The 19,159-nt window shown below is 63.5% G+C and carries 18 protein-coding genes; 12 read left to right on the top strand and 6 right to left on the bottom strand.

The genetic code is table 11. The features are described 5' to 3' along the window. Positions 1-248: 248 nt before the first annotated feature. On the top strand, positions 249-1,418 hold the full coding sequence (locus NKJ01_RS30225) for a DUF1972 domain-containing protein (RefSeq protein ID WP_352733748.1): 1,170 nt from the start codon (positions 249-251) through the stop codon (positions 1,416-1,418). Then, on the top strand, positions 1,415-2,677 hold the full coding sequence (locus NKJ01_RS30220) for a glycoside hydrolase family 5 protein (protein WP_352733746.1): 1,263 nt from the start codon (positions 1,415-1,417) through the stop codon (positions 2,675-2,677). The genes NKJ01_RS30225 and NKJ01_RS30220 overlap by 4 nt, the downstream gene beginning before the upstream one ends. Here NKJ01_RS30220 and NKJ01_RS30215 read toward each other — a convergent pair. Both NKJ01_RS30215 and NKJ01_RS30210 read right to left on the bottom strand, forming a co-directional pair. Further along, positions 2,640-3,995 carry a VpsF family polysaccharide biosynthesis protein gene (locus NKJ01_RS30215; protein WP_352733744.1) on the bottom strand — a complete coding sequence of 452 codons (1,356 nt, stop codon included), beginning with the start codon at positions 3,993-3,995 and terminating at the stop codon, positions 2,640-2,642. The genes NKJ01_RS30220 and NKJ01_RS30215 overlap by 38 nt on opposite strands. Before the next feature lies 1 nt (position 3,996). Next, on the bottom strand, positions 3,997-6,090 hold the full coding sequence (locus NKJ01_RS30210) for a GumC family protein (RefSeq protein ID WP_352733742.1): 2,094 nt from the start codon (positions 6,088-6,090) through the stop codon (positions 3,997-3,999). A gap of 227 nt (positions 6,091-6,317) precedes the next feature. On the opposite strand from NKJ01_RS30210, the gene NKJ01_RS30205 reads away from it, so the two are divergent. Together NKJ01_RS30205 and NKJ01_RS30200 are read left to right on the top strand one after the other, a co-directional pair. Next, positions 6,318-7,814: a glucosamine inositolphosphorylceramide transferase family protein gene (locus NKJ01_RS30205; protein ID WP_352733740.1), complete on the top strand. Its 1,497-nt coding sequence runs from the start codon at positions 6,318-6,320 to the stop codon at positions 7,812-7,814. 116 nt (positions 7,815-7,930) lie between these two features. Then, on the top strand, positions 7,931-9,169 hold the full coding sequence (locus NKJ01_RS30200; protein WP_352733738.1) for an FAD-dependent oxidoreductase: 1,239 nt from the start codon (positions 7,931-7,933) through the stop codon (positions 9,167-9,169). Positions 9,170-9,263: 94 nt separating this feature from the next. On the opposite strand, the gene NKJ01_RS30195 is transcribed toward NKJ01_RS30200, so the two are convergent. After that, positions 9,264-9,473, bottom strand: a complete 210-nt coding sequence (locus NKJ01_RS30195; protein WP_352608685.1) for a hypothetical protein — start codon at positions 9,471-9,473, stop codon at positions 9,264-9,266. 94 nt (positions 9,474-9,567) lie between these two features. After that, positions 9,568-10,617 (bottom strand): LacI family DNA-binding transcriptional regulator, encoded by a 1,050-nt coding sequence (locus NKJ01_RS30190; RefSeq protein WP_352733736.1) that lies wholly within the window; start codon positions 10,615-10,617, stop codon positions 9,568-9,570. A 141-nt stretch (positions 10,618-10,758) separates the two neighbouring features. On the opposite strand from NKJ01_RS30190, the gene NKJ01_RS30185 reads away from it, so the two are divergent. The 3 genes from NKJ01_RS30185 to NKJ01_RS30175 all read left to right on the top strand — a co-directional run bounded on the left by NKJ01_RS30185 (position 10,759) and on the right by NKJ01_RS30175 (position 13,069). Next, positions 10,759-11,790 carry a hydroxyacid dehydrogenase gene (locus NKJ01_RS30185; RefSeq protein WP_352733734.1) on the top strand — a complete coding sequence of 344 codons (1,032 nt, stop codon included), beginning with the start codon at positions 10,759-10,761 and terminating at the stop codon, positions 11,788-11,790. Between the two features lie 232 nt (positions 11,791-12,022). Next, entirely contained in the window at positions 12,023-12,742 is a 720-nt protein-coding gene (locus NKJ01_RS30180; protein ID WP_502905927.1) for a Crp/Fnr family transcriptional regulator, read from the top strand. Between the two features lie 123 nt (positions 12,743-12,865). Continuing rightward, on the top strand, positions 12,866-13,069 hold the full coding sequence (locus tag NKJ01_RS30175; protein WP_352608688.1) for a hypothetical protein: 204 nt from the start codon (positions 12,866-12,868) through the stop codon (positions 13,067-13,069). Positions 13,070-13,180: 111 nt separating this feature from the next. Here NKJ01_RS30175 and NKJ01_RS30170 read toward each other — a convergent pair whose 3' ends face one another. Then, positions 13,181-13,504 carry a hypothetical protein gene (locus NKJ01_RS30170; protein ID WP_352733732.1) on the bottom strand — a complete coding sequence of 108 codons (324 nt, stop codon included), beginning with the start codon at positions 13,502-13,504 and terminating at the stop codon, positions 13,181-13,183. Positions 13,505-13,836: 332 nt separating this feature from the next. Here NKJ01_RS30170 and NKJ01_RS30165 point away from each other — a divergent pair, with 332 nt between their 5' ends. The 3 genes from NKJ01_RS30165 (at position 13,837) to NKJ01_RS30155 (ending at position 17,306) form a co-directional block, all read left to right on the top strand. Then, positions 13,837-14,577 carry a Crp/Fnr family transcriptional regulator gene (locus NKJ01_RS30165; protein WP_352733730.1) on the top strand — a complete coding sequence of 247 codons (741 nt, stop codon included), beginning with the start codon at positions 13,837-13,839 and terminating at the stop codon, positions 14,575-14,577. A gap of 339 nt (positions 14,578-14,916) precedes the next feature. After that, positions 14,917-16,899, top strand: coding sequence for an acyltransferase family protein (locus tag NKJ01_RS30160; protein WP_352733728.1), 1,983 nt, complete (start codon positions 14,917-14,919; stop codon positions 16,897-16,899). Positions 16,900-16,973: 74 nt separating this feature from the next. Beyond that, positions 16,974-17,306: a hypothetical protein gene (locus NKJ01_RS30155; protein ID WP_023760069.1), complete on the top strand. Its 333-nt coding sequence runs from the start codon at positions 16,974-16,976 to the stop codon at positions 17,304-17,306. 54 nt (positions 17,307-17,360) lie between these two features. On the opposite strand, the gene NKJ01_RS30150 is transcribed toward NKJ01_RS30155, so the two are convergent. After that, entirely contained in the window at positions 17,361-17,963 is a 603-nt protein-coding gene (locus NKJ01_RS30150; protein ID WP_352733726.1) for a DUF6456 domain-containing protein, read from the bottom strand. A 263-nt stretch (positions 17,964-18,226) separates the two neighbouring features. On the opposite strand from NKJ01_RS30150, the gene NKJ01_RS30145 reads away from it, so the two are divergent. Both NKJ01_RS30145 and NKJ01_RS30140 read left to right on the top strand, forming a co-directional pair. Next, complete coding sequence (locus NKJ01_RS30145; RefSeq protein WP_031260436.1) at positions 18,227-18,508, top strand: DUF982 domain-containing protein; 282 nt, start codon at positions 18,227-18,229, stop codon at positions 18,506-18,508. A gap of 108 nt (positions 18,509-18,616) precedes the next feature. Further along, a complete protein-coding gene (locus tag NKJ01_RS30140; protein ID WP_352733764.1) occupies positions 18,617-18,925 on the top strand; it encodes a DUF982 domain-containing protein in 309 nt (102 codons plus the stop codon). The last annotated feature ends 234 nt before the right edge of the window (positions 18,926-19,159 follow it).

The following is a 19,159-nucleotide window of genomic DNA, read 5'->3' as shown; positions in this document are numbered from 1 at the left end:
GCAAGAATCATGCCGGGCTGAGTAGGCCGACTACCGGCTGCACGACCCTTGCACTGCTTCGTTTCGATACAGTTACGCACAGAAGGGTTGACCGAGAATGAAACGACCACCGGGTTCAACACGTTTTTTTTACAACCCCGCGCGATGATCGTTCCCCAAGAATGCTGAAACAGGGACAGTTGCCGTCTGTTTCCTAAAAATTCAGCAATTACCAGTGTATAGAAGACGACCTGAAAGTGCCGCCGGCCATGAAACCAGAGACGCCTGCTATTCTGATCCTGGGGACCCGCGGCATACCCGCGGCCCATGGCGGCTTTGAAACCTTTGCCGAAAGACTGGCACTGTTTCTTGTCGCGCGAGGCTGGAAGGTCGCCGTCTATTGCCAGGACGAGGTCGAGCGGATCGACCAGCGGGTGCGCAGCGAAACCTGGCGCGGCATCGAACTCATCCACATCCAGGTTGCCTCCAAAGGGCCGCGTGCGACCTTGGAATTCGACTGGCAATGCGTCCGCGACGCCGCCGGGCGGCAGGGCGTCTGCCTCGTACTCGGCTACAATGGCGCAATGTTCCTGACCTGGCTCAGGCTGAAGCGGCGCAAGATCTTCACCAATATGGACGGCATCGAGTGGCGGCGCCCCAAATGGGGCATGGCGGCACGCGCCTGGTTCTGGCTCAACGAGTGGATCGGCGCTTGGGCCTCGCATCGGCTGGTGGCCGATCATCCCGCCATCGCCGATCACTTGGCGACGCGCCGGCCACGCAGTGCCATCGCCACCATCGCCTATGGCGCCGATCCGGTAACATCGGCACCGGAGGCGCCGGTCCGGGCGCTCGGACTGGAGCCCGGACGCTATCTGGTCTCGATCGCGCGCATCGAGCCAGACAACAACATACTGCCGATCGTCGAAGCTTTTTGCTCCGCCAAGCGCGACATGAAGCTGGTAGTGCTGGGAACGCTGTCCGACGACATCCCCTATCATGTCGCCATCCGCAAGGCGGCGAACGGCTCGGTGGTTCTGCCGGGCGCCATTTACGACCAAGCGACCGTCAAGGCGCTGAGGTACCACGCACGCGCCTATCTGCACGGCCACACGGTAGGCGGCACCAACCCGTCGCTGGTCGAGGCGCTGGCTGCAGGCAACATGGTGATCGCGCACGACAATCCGTATAACAGGTGGACCGCGGGTGCCGCGGCAATCTACTTCACCGACAAGGACAGTTGCGCCGAACGGATGCAGCAGGCGCTGGACGATGACGATCTGGTCCGCAACTGCGGCAATGCAGCGAGGGCGCGCGCCCGCGAAGCCTTCCGCTGGGACGATGTCCTGACTGCTTATGAAAATGAAGCCTATCGGCTTCTCGGTGTCACGGCCCCAGACGCCATCGCGACCAATCGCGCATCAGCCGGCACCGCATGACAGGCTGGTCGCGCCGGCGGGTGCTGCGGACGGCGCTGTCCACGGCGGCCGCCCTTGGCTCGCTCCCGATCCTACCTACCGCTCGCGCCGCCGACGCGCCGCAGTTCCGGCGCGGCGTCAACGCCTGGCCGTGGTTCTCCCTGACGCGCGAATTTCCCGCACCGCGGACCGACTATGACTGGCCGCCCTTCCAGTCGCAGCGGCCGGTGCCGACCCCAGACGACCTTGGTCGGCTGCGCAGGACCGGGCTCGATTTCATCCGTTTGCCGGTCGATCCCGGTCCCTTCCTGGCCGCCGACACCGCCACGCGCGGTCAGTTGCTGGACATGCTCGACGCGGCCGTCACCGCCACGCTCGATGCCGATCTCGGCATCATCGTCAACGTCCAGGCCAATGGCGCCACCCATTACTGGAACCCCGACCGCATGATCTCCAGCACCGCGGCACCCGCCTTCGATCTCTATCGCGGGCTGGTGAGCGAGCTTGCTGGCAGGCTCGAGCGGCTCCAACCCGGCAGGATAGCGCTCGAGCCGGTCAACGAGCCGACGCAGGCCTGCGCGTCGAACGTCTGGTCGCAGATCCAACTCGCTCTTCTGACCGCGGCAAGGTCTTCGGCAGCGACCCTGCCGCTGGTCGTCACCGGCGGTTGCGGCTCGATGGTGAGCGGACTGACCGCTCTCGATCCGGCGCCGCTGTCACGGTTCGAGCCGATCCTGTTCACCTTCCACTTCTACGAGCCCTATCTGTTCAGCCATCAAGGCGCGCCGTGGATGCGCGAGCCCGTCTACCGGTCGCTCAACAATGTGCCATGGCCGGCATCCGCCGGCTCGTTGGAACAGACGCTGGCGTCGGTCAGGGCGCGCATGGCGCAGGACACCGAAACCCCTGAAGACGCCAAGCAGGCTGCTTATGCCGAAACCGAGCGCGTACTGAAAGTCTATTTCGCCGCACGTCCCGACCGCTGGTTCGTCGACAAATATCTTGGCGAGATTCGCGCCTGGGCCGACGGCCACGGTCTAGCGCCGGAACGCATCGTCATGGGCGAGTTCGGCGCGCTGCGCACCGACGCCCGCTATGTCGCCGCACCCAATCCGGACCGGGCACGCTACATCGCCGACGTCAGGCAGAGCGCCGAGGCGTTCGGTTTTGGCTGGGCGTTCTGGGATCTCTTCGACGGCATGGGGATGATGGACGACACCACGCGGGCGTTGGACCCTGATATCATCGCGGCACTTGGCCTGGCCATGCCGGCGGACTGACCGGTCTCGACACCGCCCGCGCCGGCCGGTAGAGCACCAGAGCCAGCACCACGAACTTGGTCAGCAGCGTCGTCTTCGAGGCGACGCTTTCCGAGGTGTTGATCAGGATGATCCAGCCCAGCATCGGCAGCCAGATGCCGGGATGGCAGCGCCGCGCCACCTCGAACAAGAACAGCACGAAGCCAAACGTCAGCAAAAGGGTGAAGAAGGCGCCATGGTAGACGATCGTGCGGATGATCGGGTTCTCGATGCCCTGTTCGAGACCGTTGATGCGGCGCAGGCTGTCGACCAGGTCGACATCCGGCCCAACGATCAGATCGCGCCATTCCAGATACTTGAAGAGCTCGAACATCTCGACGCGGGCATTGGCGCTGCCGCTGTCCGACACGAAGCGCTCCAGCAGCGCGTCGAAAAAGCCATAATATGCCGCCACGACGATGACGACCGGCAACAGCGCGGCAAGCATGAAGCCCAGTGCTGCACCCAGCAGGTTGACACGGCCCCGGCGCAATTTGGTGATGCCTTGAAAAAGCAGATAGAAGCCGCCGAGCACGATCGTCGTCACCATAGCCGTGCGGCCGCCGAAGGCGACGAGTGCCGCGCATTGCAGGCCGATCAACCCTATCCGCACAGGCATAGACAGGGACCTGGCACCGGAGAGCAGCGCAAGCACGTAGATCGCTGTCACCATGGCATTGGCAAGCGGATGACCCTGCAGCGCGCTCGAGCGCAGATCGGTGGTAAACGCCACGCCGTCGAGGCGATAGGGGAAAAGCAGCGTCTTGGTCGCGAACTCGAAAAGGGCAAGCAACGCATTCGCCGTCATGACCACGTGAATGACGGTCTGCAGCCCGGCGAATGTTCGTTCGTCGTCCTCGCTGAGCATCAGCACCACAAGTGCCGCGGCCACGAACGTATCGATCATGCCGGCCATGCCGGGACGCTGCCTGGCGATGACGACGAACAGCAGCACGATCGAGATGGCGGCCATCAGCGCGCTGGCCGGCCGCCTGTCGGCGACATGGACCACATAGCCGACCGGATTGCCTGATGCGCAGGAGCGCCAGGCAAGCAAGAGCACGATGAGATAGGTGGACGGGTGGATCTTGGTCGCCGGGTTGCCGAACAAGCCGTCGTAATTGTAGCCCACCAGCCACAGCATGCCGCCCGAGACGCCGAACAGAATCGCCACCGCTGCGATCAGCCCGAAGCGCGTCAGCGCATCGACCGATGTGCCGGCGCGTCGCGCGGCGGCACCATGGTTCGAAGCGCTTCCGCTCCAACTGGTGGCCCAAGGGGTGGTCCAAGGGATGGCCATGTCAGGCCGCCTCGTCGACCAGCAAGGCGGCCGTTGGCAACCGGCCCATGACGGAAACGGCCTGCGACGTCGCGGTAACGTCGCGCATCGGCGTGGCGTTCAGAGTGGCGACGAGCACGATCTCGTCGACCATGGCAACCAGCGGCGAGGCATTGAGATTGTCGGCCAGCGCGCCGCCGTCGATGACGACGAGCTCAAAGCTGCGGCTGGCGTGGGCCAGCATTTGCTGCGCGTAGTAGATGCCATGCGCTTCCTGGAAGGCCGCCTTTGAACGGCCCCTGCCGAGCACCGCAACGTTGCTGCCGGCCGCGTAGTGACTGACGGCCTCGAACGCATACTCGCCGCGCAGAACGTCGAGGACTCCCGGCTGCGGATCCTTCTGGCCGCCGCTGCCATTGGCATCGATGAACAGCACGCGGCTGCCCCTGGATGCCGCGACATTGGCCAGCAATCGCGCCACCCGGCTGCGCTGGGCGCCTTCGCCCGGCGACGATGTCACCAGGATGGATGGTACCAGCGGCCAGTCCGGCGGCCGCTGGCCCGAACTGAACATGCGTCTCAGCGCGAGGCCGACGACGGCATCGGTCTTCTGGCTGGAGACGGCCGCACTCCCGCCGAACGGCCACCTGCGACGGCCTGACTTTGCCGGCACCACGCCCAGCACCGGCGCCTCGATGGCCGACTGCATCTGGGCGCTGGAAAGCACCGTCGGAGAGGCATATTCGGCGATCAGCGCCAGACCGGTGCCGAGCCCCAGGCCGCCGAAGATCGCGCCGAACAACAGCAGCGAGAAAGGCGGCCAGCTCTTCTTCAGGGCCGGGATGGCGTTGGAGATGATACGCGCATTTGTGCTGTCGACATTGATCTGCTCGCGTGTCTCCTGCGCGCGCTGGAGATAGTTCGCATAGACGGACCGCACCGCCTCGAGATCGCGCTGCAGCTCGCGCAGCCGCACGGAGGCCTGATCGGTGTCGAGCGACTTGCTCTTCATACCGGCGACCTTGGCTTCCAGCGCCTGCTGGTTGGCCAGCGCCCGTTCGTAGTCGGTCTCTGTGGCGGTGGCGATGCGGCCGAGTTCGCGCGCAATGAGCTGGCGCGTGTCGCGCAGCTGCTGCTGGGCTGCGATCAGCGAGGGATGACGCGGCCCCAGTTCGGTGCCGAGCTGCGAGACCTGATCGACCAGCGTCGCCTCTTGCGCTCGCAGGCTCGAGATCACCGCCGAGCGCATCGCTTCCGAGGTTGCGTCCGCCGTACCGCTCTTGCGGCGCATCTGGTCGACCTGCGCCTTCAGCGCCGCCGTGCGGCTCTGCGCCGCCGAAAGCTGTGTGTTGATCTCGGTGAGCTCCTGGTCGCTGACCAGATTGCCTGCCGCCATCACCATATTGTTGGCCGACTTGTAGGCCTCGACGGCGTTTTCGGCTTGCTGGACGCGTTTGCGCTGCTCGTCCAGCCGCGCGGTGATGGACACGGAAGCGTCCTTGGCCATTTGCGCTCGCGCGCTGGCCTTGTCGACCAGATAGGCCTGGGCGATGGCATTGGCCAGAAGGGCGGCCTTGTCGGCGCTCTTGGCGGTGACGATGACGTCGAGGACCAGCACCTTGTCGGCCCGCTTCACCGCCAGGCGTCGGCGTAGCGCGTCGAGCGTCTGCGCCGACCTGTCGCCTTCGGCCGATCCCGAACCGAGCAGGCCCGACAGCAAGCCCTGCCCGTTGAATTCGGGATCCTGCGTCAGGTTTGTCGCCGCGATCGCCCGCATCAGCACGCCTGTCGACTGGACCACGCTGACCTGGCTCTCGACCTGCGTGATGCCTCCGTCGGGTGAGATGCGGCTCGGATTGACGTCGTTGGTGACGACCTGCAGGTCCTGCGGATCGATGAGGATTTCTGCCGCCGAACTATAAAGCGCTGGCGTGAGAAGGCCGTAGAGCAGAGCTATCAGCGTCAGCAGCGCGACGGTGCCGAAAATCCAGAACCGGCGGCGCACCAGGATGCGCTTCAGATCGCCGAGTTCGACAGTCGAAGCCGCATAAGATCCCGCGGACCGTCCCGCATCCGGAGAGCTTTGCTGAGGAACCATGGGCAGGGATGATTGCATGGCTGCCTCCGACAATACTCTATCAGTCCGCAAGCTCAGATTGCGGCACTAAGCTAGCTATTCCTCCAACTGTTAAAAGATTGTTAATTATGTTGAGAGGTCATGTGAATTTTGGCACGCGGTTTGCTTAAAAATATACATACCTGGGTGTTGGCTACGCAGCGAGCGGAGATGTACTGGATGGGGCTACAGTTTGACCCGATTGGCAACCTTGTCGGGCCGCCAACATGCAGGTAAGCCTGCGCCTGGACGGCGACTGCGTCCGCGCCTTTCACATCGCACTGCTGGAACGCCTCGCAGCACTTGACGATGTCGAGCTGTCGGTCGACGCCAAACCCGCGGGCGGCGGCATCCCGCGCAGCGCCGCGGCGCTGTTTCAACTCGAAACGGCGATACACGGGCTGTCCCATGATGGGCTGGCGAAGCGTGTGCCGTTTTCGGCACTCGCTCCCTACCGGACGCAGGCGCCCGCTTCGCCCGATCTGGTTGTCGACCTCTGCGGCGATGTCGAGTTGGATGGCGTGCGGGTCTGGCGTATCACCTATGATCGCGCCAGCGGCGAAGCGGCCTTGCTGGCCTTGATCCTCGCCGGCCGCACGCCGCTTGCCCGTATCGAGGAGAACGGCGTTGCAATTGCCGCCGGGCGCCTGGGAACCGAATATGGCGGCATCGCGCTCGCTTCCTTCCAGGACATGCTGGCGCGCACCGCCAGCCTGATCGTCGCTGCAATGACAGGCACGGCAAAATCCGTGCCTGATCTGCCGGAGCCAGCGCAACCCAATGCCCCGCCAATGCCCTCGCCCGGCAAGCTTGGTGTACGAGCCGGCAAGGCGCTGGCGCGGCGCATCGTCCAGAAGATCTACCACCTTTGCTACAACGCGCCGCACTGGAAGGTCGGCTGGCGGCAAACCAACGGCCGCGATCTGTTCGACCTGCGCGCGCATCCGGCATCGGGCTGGCGAGAGCTGCCGGACGACGGCAGCCGCTTCTATGCCGACCCGTTCCCGATCCTCTACCAAGGCAAGCTGACCCTGTTCGTCGAGGACTATATCCACCGGCTGGGCCGGGCCATCATCTCCGCCGTGCCCTTCGGTCCGGCCGGCCCGATCGGGCACCCTGAACCGGTGCTCGACCTGCCCTATCACCTCTCCTACCCCTTCGTCTTCGAACGTGACGGCGAGGTCTGGATGGTCCCGGAAAGCTGCGCCAACGGCACGGTCGATCTTTACCGGGCCACCGCCTTTCCCGGCGGATGGGTCAAGGAGGCGACGCTTCTATCGGGTGTCGTCGCCAGTGACGCCACCCTGGTCGAGCATGGCGGCGCCTGGTGGATGTTCGCCACGGTCAGGGACGGCGGGGGCGCCTTCTCCGATGCGCTGCATCTATGGTCGGCGCCGGATTTTCGCGGTCCCTGGACGCCGCATCCGAACAATCCCGTGCTGATCGACATCGCCTCGGCGCGGCCGGCCGGCCGCATGGTCAAGCGCGGCAACGACCTGTTGCGCCCGGTTCAGGACTGCCGCAGGAGCTATGGCGCGGCTCTCGGCATCGCACGCGTTTCTCACCTTGATTTGATCGGCATGGAGCAGGTCGTTGAAACCATCTTAAATCCAGGTGCGCTATGGAGTGGGCGCAAACTTCACACACTCAACGAGGCGGGCGGGTTTGAATTCATCGATGGTTCGGCGATCGCACCGCGCTGGAAACGACGGGTCCGCGATTAACCTAAACATTGGTTACTACCAGACACGCGCTTCGGTTGCTTGAGGTTGATTCGGGTCCGGAAGATATCTTTCTAACGCATTGTAATCTTGAAGTTGCTACCGGAAAGGGCAGCGAAATGAGTACCGCAGAGGCTGGCCAAACCGAAGTCGAAGTGGCGATCGTTGGCGCCGGGCTGGCCGGAACCACTTTGGCAACCGTGCTGGCCAAGGCCGGGCGCAAGGTGGCGTTGATCGATCCGCACCGCGTCCATCACGACGAGTTCCGGGCCGAGAAAACCCGCTTGGAGCAGATGCAATTATTCGACAAGATCGGCCTCGGTCCCGTCATCAGGCCCCTTGTCACTCCGACGACCGACATCCATGTCTTCCGCTTCGGACAGTTCTTCAAGCGCAAGCAGGACTCGGAATTCGGATTCTCCTACGGCCCGCTGGTAAACGGCCTGCGCGAGGCCCTGCCGCCGGAAGTGCCGCTCACTGTGGGCAAGGTCGCCGAGGTCTCGACTGGGCCGGACCGGCAGCGCCTTGTGCTCACCAACGGCACCGTCATCGACGCCAAGCTGCTGGTTGTTGCAACCGGCTACAGCGAAGCGCTGCGCCGCGCCATCGGGGTGGAGCGCGTTGAGAATTCGAAGGCGCATTCGCTGTCGATCGGATTCGATCTGGCGATCTCTCCGCAGGAATTCGGTTCTCGTTCCCTCACCTTCTATCCCAGGCGCTTTGGGCATCGCATTGCCTATCTTTCCGTCTTCCGGATCGGCAACCGGATGCGGGCAAACATGTTTGTCTACCGGACCGTTGCCGAGGCGTGGACGCAGGCGTTTCGCGCAGACCCGCAACAAATGCTTCTGCAATTGATGCCGGAGATCGCTGCGCAATGCGGCAACTTCGCCGCCGCCAGCCCGGTCGAATTGAGACAGGTCAGCCTGACGACCACCAGTGGCCACCGCCGGAGTGGCGTCGTCTTCATAGGCGACGCGTTCTCCACCACATGCCCAGCGCAAGGTGACGGCATCCGCCGGGTGGCTACCGATGTCGATCGCCTGTCGACCCACATCCCCGCTTGGCTGGAAACGCCCGGCATGGGCGTCGACAAGATCTGTACGTTCTACGACGACCCGATCAAGATCGCCGCCGACGCGACCGCCATGCGCTCCAGCCTCTACGCCAAGGCAATCTCCACCGAGACCGGATTGGGATGGCGTATCCGCCGGCTGCGCAACAACACTGCCCGCCGACTGATGATAGTTGGCCGCAAGATCAGACATTTTTCGCCGAAGCGGGCACTTGAGGCTATTCCGGAGGAGCCTAGATTGGACGTCCTGCCCCCCGCTCGACAACATCTAGAGCAGCAGTGAGCGCCAGGCTGAAACAGCTCGATTGCGTTCCCGGAGAGCCCCGCGTGACGCGCGTCCCACCATTATGCAATAACTCGACACCATCCAGCAGGAGTCAGCGCCAGGCGGCCTCATTCTTTTGTTCGTAATCACTGAAGGCCTTTTTCAGGCCGCCGAGGACTTCTGCCGCGGTTTCGAACATCGCCTTGAATTTGGGCTCGTCGACCTTGCCGATGTCCTCGCGAAGATGATCTATGGTGTCCTGCAGGCGTGCCTGCATCTTCTGGGTATGATGCAGTGGATCGCGGTCGGCTTCGCTGGCCATGACTCTCTCCTTCGTTCTGCTGACTCGAATTGCCACTTCAACGAACAAGACTGAAGTCCGTTCCCGACATCGAAACCCGATCGCGGGGCCTCGCTCAGATCGGTTTTGGCTGTGACAAGCTTGGCGAGCCAACGGATTCCCGCATCAAGACCTTGCAAGGTTCGAGCCGCGCGATCGGCGGCTCCTCCCCGCCCGCGATCCTGGCAAACAGCGCCTCCATGGCATGGCCGGCGATCTGGCGCACCGGCTGGACCACGGCGGCGATGGCCGGCCATGTCACCTGCATCCATTCGGCGTCGTCGAAGCCGATCAGCGAAATGTCGTCGGGGCAGTGCCAGCCGCGGCGGCGAAATTCGGACAGCGCCACCAGCGTGCCCTTGAGGAACAGCGAATAGACCGCCGTCGGCCGTTCGCCTTTTGCAAAATAGTCGCGCAATTGCGCCCGCAGCGTTTCGACATCGGCTTCGGCAAGCACGACGTCGATGCGAACATCCGGCGCCAGTGCCCGTGCAGCGGCGCGAAAGCCCTCGAGGCGGGCGCGCCCCGTCGCCGCCTGTTCGCTCAGACCGACGACCAGGATGTGGCGATGGTCCTTGCCGATCAGCTCGCGCGCGACCTCAGCGCTAGCGGACGCACTGTCGGCCGACACGGTGTCAAAGGCGTCGTCGGACAGCACGCGGTCGATCAGCACGCCGGTCATGCCGTTGGCCTTCATGAATGCGGCAGCCGGACCATGTTCGTTGCGCACCGGCGCCAGCACCACGCCTGCCACCCGCCAGTCGTGCATGCGGGCCAGGATCTCGGTTTCGCGTGCCTCGGATTCGCGGCTCGATGCCGCCACCAGCGTATAGCCGCGCTGCTCGGCGAAGCTCTCGAGCTGCGTGACCATCTGGCCGAAGAACTCGCTTTCGAACTCAGGCATGATAGCGCCGATGATGCGGCGCTTGGCCCGGCGCAGGTCGGAGGCAAGCGGATCGATGCGGTAGCCCAACAGCTCGACGGCATCGATGACGCGCTGCGCATTCTCCGGCTTCACCGTGGTGACGCCGGCCATGACCTTGGAGACGGTGGCGGCCGACACGCCGGCGCGGCTTGCCACGTCGTGGATCGACGGACGCCGCTGCTGGGCCTGCCTACGCGCCATTGGTTGTTTTCCCGAGGCGGGGCAAACGCATTTCTCGCCCGCTGCGAATGAGTAAATCGATTTTTTGTGGTTGTAAATCGTTATCCAAGGTAACAGTCCCCCGAGAGAGCGCGATCCAGATCATCGCCGGGAGGAATCGTCATGTCAAACAATACCTTGCCGCTGGTCATCAGCGCGCCGGAACCGCGCACGCTCGAACTCATCTTCACGCAGCCGCAACTCGCGCGCTTGAAGACGCGCTGCCGCATCGTCGAGACGACGGCCGAAGGCGTCGCGAAGCTGCCAGCCGATGTGCTCGGCGAGGCCCGCTACATCATCGGCCAGCCGCCGATCTCGCCGCAGACGCTGGAACAGATGAAGGCGCTGCGCTGCGTCTTCAATGTCGAGACCAATTTGATCAACAACATGCCCTACGAGACGCTGTTCCAACGCGGTATCCATGTTGTCACCACCGGCCTGGTGTTCGCCGAGCCGGTGGCCGAGCTTGGCCTTGCCATGGCGCTCAACCTCGCCCGCAACATCGTCGATGCCGACCTCGCCTTCCGCCAGGGTCGGGAACTTTGGGGTGGCGACGGCAACCTGACGGCGCGGCTGTTGTCGGGCGCCGATGTCGGCATCATTGGATTCGGCGATCTCGGCCGCGCGCTGAACCGGCTGCTGTCGGGCTTCCGCACCCGCACCAAAGTCTTCGATCCCTGGCTGCCGCCCTCGATCCTGATCGACAATGGCGTCGAGCCGGCCTCGCTCGACGACGTGCTGTCGACCAGCGACTTCGTCTTCGTCGTGGCCTCGGTGACTAGCGAGAACCAGGGCTTTTTGGGCGCCGAGGCCTTTGCCAGCATGCGCAAGGGCGCCGCCTTCATCCTGCTCAGCCGCGCCGGCGTGGTGGATTTTCCGGCGCTGATAGCGGCGGTGAGGAGCGGTCATATCGTCGCCGCCAGCGACGTCTTCCCAGAAGAGCCACTGGCGCTGGACCATCCGGTGCGCGCCCTGCCCGGCTTCCTGCGCTCGGCCCACCGCGCCGGCGCGCTCGACATCGCCTTCAAGCGCATGGGCGACATGGTGCTGGAGGACATGGACCTGATCGACCGCGGCCTGCCGCCGCTGCGCTCCAAGCGCGCCGAGCGTGAGACGGTTTTGCGCATGCGCTCCAAGCCGGCCGACAGGAATTGAAAGGGATTCAGTCACTTTCCGGTCGGCCGCGTTAGCGATCGGTACCCACCCCTCCTGAGAATACCTGCAGCGTTTCTAATGACTCGCTAACCCATTGTCGAAAGCGTACAGTGGTGTTGTCGCCAGCTACTAAACGGGCACTGGCGCTTGAGAGTGTCGATCGCGCTCCCGCCCCTGCGGGAGCTGTACATTGAACTACGAACTTCCAAAAACGACTGTCACCGGCCAGGCACTGGCTAGCGAGACCTCCTCAAGATTCCGAAATGAACTGTTGCGGAGGATGACCGCCAAGGACCTTGCGCTGCTTGAGCCAAGTTTGCGCCGGGTAGTGCTGCCGCTGAGAATGTCCCTCGTGACGCCCGACGTGCCCATTGAAGCCGTTTATTTCATCGAGCGTGGAATTGCGTCGGTTATCGCGCGCACATCGACAGGCTACGAAGCCGAGATCGGGTTCATCGGCTATGAGGGGATGGCTGGGCATTCGCTGGTGATGGCCGACGACCGCACACCGCAAGCCTGCTTCGTGCAACTCGAAGGCGAAGCAATGCGCATCGACGCAGGCAGCTTCAATGCGGCTTTAACGACCAGTCCCACGTTGCGACTGTTCCTGTTGCGGTACGCAAATTGCTTACAGATCCAGACCGGATGTACTGCGCTTGTCAACGCGCGGCTGAAGTTGACGGGTCGCCTGGCTCGGTGGTTGCTGATGTGCGATGACCGCGTGGTGGGAGGGCAGTTTTCCATCACCCACGAATTCCTCGCCACGATGCTGGGCGTAAGACGGCCAGGCGTGACCATCGCCCTTCAAGAATTGGAAGGTCTTGCTCTGATCCGGTCGCGCCGAGGAGAGGTCGTCATACTGGACCGTCCTGGACTGATCGCGCTGGCCAGTGGCGGATATGGCGAGCCGGAAGCTGAATATGTCAGGCTTTTGGGAGGTTCGGAGGATTGAAGATCGAGACAGAGCCTGTTGCCCTTGATCGCGCAATGATATTTTTTTCTTACTAAGCGACTTGTCGCTGGAACGTTTCCTTTCGGCCCGCATTTTGAGTGCCACCGAAGGAGGAGAACTTCCTTGACCCGACTGCCTCAGGACAAGGACCGGATTGAACGTGCAACCCGCGAGGCGCAATCGATCATCGCCATCGAACGCCAGGCGCGTCAGGCAAAGACGGCCCGGCTGAGAGAACTGCGGCTTTCGTCGCAGGCCTTGACCGGGGCGGCAAAGCGCAAGCCCGGCATCCTAAAAGCGACAAGCAAAGCTATCGACGTGAGCTGAGCTTGTACTCGACGCTGTTTCGAACACGCTGCCTTTGCAAAGATCGCGGTGTCGTAAGGCTCGGTTTCAAATCCGGGCGTCGCGGACGTGACCCCTGTTCACTGGCGCGGGTTATTGGCGTGTTCGCCTGAAACTGTCGAGCAATTCGGTTTCAATGCTGCAGCCACTCTCGAAAAGAACAAACACCGTGGCTGCCAGCTCCTGCACGTCCGGCTCCAGCGACATCCGGTCAAGTTTGCGCTCGAAGCAGACCTGATCGAAGACGCGTTGGCACAGTTGCAGGTCGTTAGGATGAAAGCAGGAATGGCGCTTGTTAAGGCTCGACATAAGAATCCCGCTCCGGGCAGCACCCCACCGCCAGACGTTGTGGGTCAAAAAGTTAATTTGGCTGCGGGGAGAGTCAATATTGGCGTGATCACTGTATGGATCGTACAATTCTCCCGCGGAAGACTGTGTCGTAGACCGACTTTCTGGGGGTTCGCAGGACCGGGTGCAGCGGGCGCTTTCGTCGTTAGCCGACGATTTTTATCGGCCTGCCCGTGATCCGCGCTGTCCGCCAATATGTCGGTTTCGTACCAAGCGGCGCTTGGTACGTTTCCGACACTAACGCTTGGGTCGATCTTTTCGTATGCGAGCGGCGTTAGGGGGCGTCGTGCACCGAATTCGTAGCCTTTTTTGTCCAGAGCCCGTATGCGATCGTCCGCACGTTTTTACAGGCGCGGAAGGTTGCGAGATCGGATGGCTCTTGCCCTGCATTGGGCTGCGCCATGACTAATTCCGATAGGCCGGACCTCGGCAAGAACCAGCAATACCGAAATGAGCTGTTGAGGCGGATGAGCGCGGATGACCTTGCGCTGCTCCAGCCGCATATGCAGCGCTGCGATTTGCCTTTGCGCAAGATGCTGGCGACTCCCAACGTCCCGATCGAGGCCGTCTACTTCATCGAACAGGGCATTGGCTCGGTGGTCGCCAGGACGACGAGCGGCCAGGAGGCCGAAGTGGGCTTCATCGGCTTCGAAGGCATGACAGGCACTTCACTGGTGATGGGCGACGACCGCTCCGCGCATGCCTGCTTCGTGCAGCTCGAAGGAGAAGCGATCCGCATCGAAGCCGGCCCTTTCAATGCAGCATTGACGGCAAGCGCGACCTTGCGCATGTTCCTGCTGCGCTTCGTCAACACGCTCCAGACCCAGACCGGCTGCACCGCGCTCGTCAATGCACGGCTGAAGCTGGAGGAGCGGCTGGCGCGGTGGCTGCTCATGTGCGACGACCGGGTTCGCGGCGAACACCTTGTTATCACGCACGAATTCCTGGCCATCATGCTTGGTGTCAGGCGGCCAGGCGTAACCGTCGCCCTCCAGCTGCTCGAAGGTCGCGCGCTGATCCGGGCGCGCCGGGGCGAGATCATCATTCGCGACCGCGCCGGGCTGATCGAGCTCGCCAATGGCAGTTACGGCGACCCCGAGGCCGAATATGCCAGGCTGATCGGCGAGACCGGCGCAGCCTGACATATCAAGCTTCGTTGTCGGGCTTTGGGGCCCGCAGCCTCTCGAGAGGCGCCGCGCCACGGGTGCCGCGGTCGACATCGTCCGTCACTTGGATGATGGCATGCTGATCTGCTGCCAAAGCCCTTCGAACTCGTCTTTGTGCCCGGAGCTCGAAGGATGAAGCGCTTGTGGAGAATGCCGCCTGGAACATCGGCGAGCCTCCATGCGGCTGGATGTCCTCAGGATCAACACCCCTCTTTTCACCATGTTGCGCTGCGTTAGATTTGTTGCATTGCGATATCAGCCCGACCGACAGACACTGCTGAGGACTCGGGGCTGGGCTTGCACGAAGGATTTATCGTGGCGGCAGCGTTCCGGCCGGACATACAAGGATTGCGCGCGCTCGCCGTCGGCGGCGTCGTCGCCTATCATTTCGGCCTCACCGCGCTGCCCGGCGGCTTTGCCGGCGTCGATATCTTCTTCGTGATTTCCGGCTGGCTGATATCGACCCACCTCATGCAGGAGATCGCTGAGACCGGCCGGCTCGATCTCTGGCGCTTCTATGCCAGGCGCGCGCGGCGGCTCCTGCCGGCAGCCCTGTTCGTCATCCTGGCCACGCTCGCCGCCGGCTACTTCATCCTGGCGCCGCAAGAGCAGACGCTCTACTCGCGTGGCGCGATGTTTGCCTCCGCCTACACCATCAATTTGTGGCTGCTGCGCTGGTCGTTCGATTATTTCGCCGCCGATGCTGCCAGCAATCCGTTCATCCACTTCTGGTCGCTGTCGGTGGAGGAGCAGTTCTACCTGGCCTGGCCGGCACTGCTTCTGCTGGCTGCCTGGCTGCGTCCTGGCCGGCGAACGGCTACCGCCGTAATCGGCGTCGCCGGCCTCGCCTCCTTGGCCGCCTGCTTGTGGCTGACCAGCGCAGCACCGGCCTGGGCCTTCTATTTCTCGCCGCTGCGCGCCTGGGAGTTCGCCGCCGGCGGCCTGGCGACGCTGGCCCCAGTGGCTTTCCTGCGGTGGCGCCCAGGGCTGCTGGCGGCACTGGGCTGGCTTGGCCTGGCGCTGATCGCGGCGGCCTATCTCTTGTTGAGTGAGAACCTGCCCTTCCCCGGCTGGCGTGCCCTGCTGCCGGTTGCCGGCACCGTGCTGGTGCTTCTGAGCGGCGCCAGCGCGGAACAGACCGGCACGCAGGCCCAACAGCGGACCGGCTGGCAGGCTTTTGCGCCGGCCACCGCTCTGTCGCTGCCGCCTTTGCAATGGATCGGCACGCTCTCCTATTCACTCTATCTCTGGCACTGGCCGGTCATCGTCTATGCCGGGATGCTGGTGCCGGACCTGTCCGTCCCGCAGCGACTGGGCTGCGGCGTACTGGCGCTGTCGCTGTCAGTGCTTACCTATCACCTGATCGAGAACCCGGCCCGGCGTGGCGCTTGGCTGGCGGCAGGCGTTCGGGCGCTGATCCCGGCCGCTGCCCTGACCGGTGCCGGCGTGGCGGTCGCCTATGCCAATGCGCATCTGGCCGCGCGCAACATCGACACTGCGCAGCGCGGCATCGAGCAGGCCGCCGAAAAACCTTCCATCGTGCGCGCCACCGACAAGAGCTGCCTGCTCGACTTCCACACGGTGACGCCAAAACCTTGCGTGTTCGGCGCGGCGGACGCCGCCCACACCATCGTGCTGTTCGGCGATTCGCATGCCGATCACTGGTCGACGCCGCTGATTGAAGCGGCGAAGCGCAACGACACCAAAGTGATCACCTATCTCAAATCCTCGTGCCGCGCCTCGCGGCTCTCCACCTTCAATGCCGTGCTGAAGCGCGACTACACCGAATGCGACGCTTGGCGCGAGCAGGCGATATCGGACATCATCCGCCGCAAGCCGCGCCTGGTTGTGATCTCCGAATTCTCGATCGGCAATTTGATCCGCGACATGCCCGCCACCAGCCGCGCAGCCGAAATCGCGCGCTGGCAGGCCGGCCTGCGCTCGACCTTGCAGGCGTTCAGCCAGGCCGGGGTCGAGACCGCTGTCATTCGCGACACGCCGATCAACGCCAGCTTCGCCGACTCCTGCGTGGCGCGCGCTTTATGGTGGCGCGAAGCACCATCGCCGCACTGCGACACGCCCAGGACAGAGGCCGCCAACGACAGCACCGCGGCCGCCGAGCGCGCCGTGGTGAACAGCGTGCCCGGCACGCGCTACATCGACCTCACCGACCGCTTCTGCGACCCGACCGCCTGCCATGTCGTCATATCAGGCCAACTCGCCTTTCGTGACAGGCATCACCTGGCAACGGCGTTTGCCGAGACGCTGGAAGGGCCGTTGGAGGGGGCGCTGTTCTAGGGGATGAGACGAATCCATGGAACGAGGTCGCCTCTCGAGGGTTATATTAGGTCAACCTTGAAGAGGAGGCAGCTATGAAGAAGCTCCTGCTTGTTTCGGTTATCGCCATTGCTTCCGCGGCGGCGATGATCGCCCCCGCTGATGCCCGCAGTCATGTCTTTATCGGCATTGGCGCCGGCTACAACGACTATTACGGCAACGACTATTACGATGGTTATGGGGCCTATGGCGGCCGCTACGTCTACAGCCCGCGCTACGTCTACAGCCCCTATGACGACTACGACAACGGCTACAGGCCGCTTTATTTCCACCGGCACCACCGTTATTTCCACCGCTGCCACATCGAAGTGGTGAGGCACTGGCGCCACCATCACAGGATCATCGAAGAGATTCGCATCTGCCGATAACCCTGATGTTGAATGATCCGACCGGCATTGCCGGCCGGATCAGTGCGCCGCCTCTCATCCCATCCGCCTCCCGATCATCATTCCATAATGCACCGCCAGTAAATCCAGCCCCACCTTCAACATCTTTGTCACCACATCCCTATCCTCCCCCGTCTGCTCGGCCACGCCCTTGATCGACCCGCCCGCGCAGCAGACTCGTCGCACCACGGCGGCCACTTCCCAATGGCCCAGCGCCCTGGTAGCGGCGGCGTAGGCGCGGCCTGCGTCCAGCACGCTATCGACGATTCCGCCGCCGTGGCGGCCGCCGTCGACGCGCTCGGTCCAGCGCATCGGCTTGACGCTGGCCTGCTGGCTGCAGCGAAAATCCTGACGGTAGCGCAGGCCGGCTTCGCGCTGCTGGCTCGACAGCGAGGTGATGCCCAGCAGCGGATCGATAGTGCCCACCCGCACGATGCCGCCGGTGGCGGTGAAGCCGTCGTTCGACACCTCGTAGACGCGGGCAGCCTCCCGCGTGCCGGCGGTCAGCCGCTTGCGGCCGAAGGCGTCGTCCTTCAGTGCGAAATCATGGCCGATCTCGCGCCGGATGCGCACCTGCTCGGCCTCGCCCTTCGGCAGTTTGGGCGCTTGGGGTTTGGCGGGTTTGGTTTTCCTGGGCATGGGTAGGGTCCTCGCTTGGGTGGGTGTGCGGGAGCTGGCATGGTGGCGATCCTTCGCGCCTCCTCTGGCGTGCCGGCCATCTCTCCCCACGCGGAAGGGGACTGGCAGCTTCGTCCTCGCCGCCTTTCCCACGACGCTGACGATTGGCGAGAGCCGAGAAACGTTCGGATTCATCGCAGCACCTGCCCAGCCGTGCCGGCATTCGGTGTGATGGAACCAGTGCGAATTTTCGACGTTATGCGGCGTCTACGGGAGACATGTCGATGACAGCTTTCGTGCCGATAACCCTGCGCTTTTGCGACAACAGAACCATGCTGGTCGGGTCGGTGGCCGAGGCAGCCGGGGCGCTCAAGCAGCAATGGCCCGACAAGACTTCGCCGGTCTATGTCGAGGCGGCCCGGCTGGTTGCGCTCGCCGTCGATGGTACCTGCAGCCAGCGCATCGCCTTCGAGGCTCTGACCAAGGCAGCCAGGCAACAGAACATACTGGTGGCCAAGCCGAAAAGCCGGGCCCGCGACTGGCTGGACGCCGTGGTCAGTCCGTGAAAGGCGCGCGCTGACCGGAGAATTGATGCAACCGCCCGCCCGCGCGGCGCGTTTAGTGGAGCGGTAAGTGAAGCCGCGCGCAAAGCGAAGGTGAACGCCGTGGGTACCATGAAGGCCGGAGTGCCGCTTAAGGTGCGAATGAACGGAGATATCGAAGAGATCGACAGCGTCAGCGAAGCCGCCGATTTTTTGCAGCGCTGGCCGCTTGAGCGGCGCGGCCATGTCTACCGCAGCGCGCTCAACGCCTGCAGCGCTGCAATCGCCGCGCAGATTTCTGAAGCCGATGCCATGAAAGTGTTCACCGGCTTTGCCCGGGTGGCCAATATTCTGGTGGCCGATGGCGGCTCGACCATGACGCCCGAGGCCAAAACCATGCAAAGCCACATGCCCAAGCAGGGCCGGCAGGCGCCGAAATAGGGCGACGAGGCTTCTTTCTCCCCGTTTACGAGGAGAAGTGCCCGGCAGGGCAATGAGGGGCGGCGCTTCGGTCGGATGCTTGAAGTTCATATCTGCTTTCCACTTGAGTGCTGACCCTCATCTGCCTGCCGGCACCTTCGCCCCGCGAACGCAGGACTGTCCGGGGAAAGTTATTCATATATGAAGGCCATCTGATTGAGGCAGGATCGGTCTCTTGGTCGGTTCGGATTGACC

This window comes from Mesorhizobium sp. M0276 (genome assembly GCF_040321755.1).
Taxonomy (GTDB): domain Bacteria; phylum Pseudomonadota; class Alphaproteobacteria; order Rhizobiales; family Rhizobiaceae; genus Mesorhizobium.
The sequence above is the reverse complement of the archived record's forward strand: the minus strand, read 5'-3'. Positions and strand labels throughout refer to the sequence as shown.